This is a genomic window from Streptomyces sp. NPDC050636, from assembly GCF_040654775.1.
GTDB lineage: Bacteria > Actinomycetota > Actinomycetes > Streptomycetales > Streptomycetaceae > Streptomyces.
Map to the genome: position 1 here is coordinate 1 of NZ_JBFAIP010000263.1, position 1,351 is coordinate 1,351.

1 protein-coding gene and 1 pseudogene are annotated in these 1,351 nt (G+C 70.0%); both read right to left on the reverse strand.

Annotation, left to right across the window (positions count from 1 at the left end; all coding sequences use genetic code 11):
* Positions 1-666 (reverse strand): methyltransferase domain-containing protein (locus tag AB0I10_RS41145; RefSeq protein ID WP_363157852.1); only part of this gene is annotated, 666 nt, incomplete at its 3' end.
* A 46-nt stretch (positions 667-712) separates the two neighbouring features.
* Positions 713-1,351: pseudogene (locus AB0I10_RS41150) on the reverse strand (Camphene synthase); the annotation flags it as partial.

Genomic DNA, 1,351 nt, shown 5'->3' on the forward strand with positions numbered 1-1,351 from the left:
CCGCCGGATCCGCGACGGTCCGTACACCCTGGTCGGCGAGGGCCGGGCGCGGCCCCGGGCAGGCCCCGGGAACCGCGCCGCCCCACAGCCGGTGATGGTGACGTAGCGGCCGCCGTAAGCCAGTTGGCGGGCGTGCTCGGCGAAGAGTTTGTTGAGGTCCACGTACATGGTGGACTCGTTGTTCCAGATTCCCTGGAAGGCGCCGGTGGGGAAGTCAGTGTCCAGCATGTTGCGGAAGTGGTAGCGGACCTTGTCGTCCACGCCGCGCTTGCGGGCCTGGTCGTTGGCGAAGTCGACCTGGGACTGGGAGATGGAGACGCCGTCGACCTGGCAGCCGAAGCGTGCGTTGGCCATGATGCTGGTGCCGCCCCGGCCGCAGCCGGCGTCCAGCAGGCGCTGGTCGGGGGCGACGAGGCCCAGGTGGTCGAGGAGGACGTCGGCCTGTGCCGACTCCAGCCGGTGCAGTTCCTCGATGATGCGCTCGTCCCGGGTCTCCTGCGCGCCCTCCAGGACGGAGGGGTCGTAGTCGCCGATCCCGTAGTGATGGTGGTAGAGGCCGTCGACGTCGCCCAGGCGCAGGTTGACCGGGTCCCGTTCGGCGTTCCAGTAGTCGGCCACCGCCTTCTGGTAGGCGGTGCGCAGGACGGGCGAGGCAGCGGTGGTCATGAGGAAACTCCTTGTGATGTACAGGTGTTGATGGTGGGGGAGCGGGTCACGCGCCGTTGTAGCGGGGGCTGCCGCTGTGCCATGCGCGGTTGCCGCCGAGCCAGGCCCACACCCCCGCGAGGAACCGGCGCAGCTGAGGCGATCCGGTGAGGACGAGGGCCGCCGCTTCCGCCTCGAAGGCACGCACCAGCTCGTCGTGGATCTCCACGCTCCGCTCGATCGCCTCGCGCGGCGAGCACCGTTCCTGCTCTGCGATCACGGTGGGAAGGTTGAACTCCACGTCCGAGGAGGCGTGTTCCTTCGTCATCGAGTACAGGTCGTTGACGAGCGTGCCGGCCGTGGCGGCTGTCGTCACGGCGCGGCGCACGCGCGGGTCTGCGTACTCGGTGGCGGGCAGTGTGTAGCCGCCGACCACGTCGGTCAGCGCGATGCAGGGGAGGAAGCTATTGATCTGACGGTGCGCCAGGTACTCGTGGACGCTGGGCATATGGCCCCGGGACCGCCAGGAACCCTCCTGGCCGTAGCCCACGAAGAGGACGGCGACCTCATGCCGCAGCCGGGCCACCTGGGACGGCTCCGCATACCGGGCCAGGTGCGCGAGGCCCGAGCGCAGGGCGACCCGTACGGGGTCGTCGCGCATGTCCCTTTCCCACGCGGGCACGTAACGGGCCGGGAGGTGGGCGGG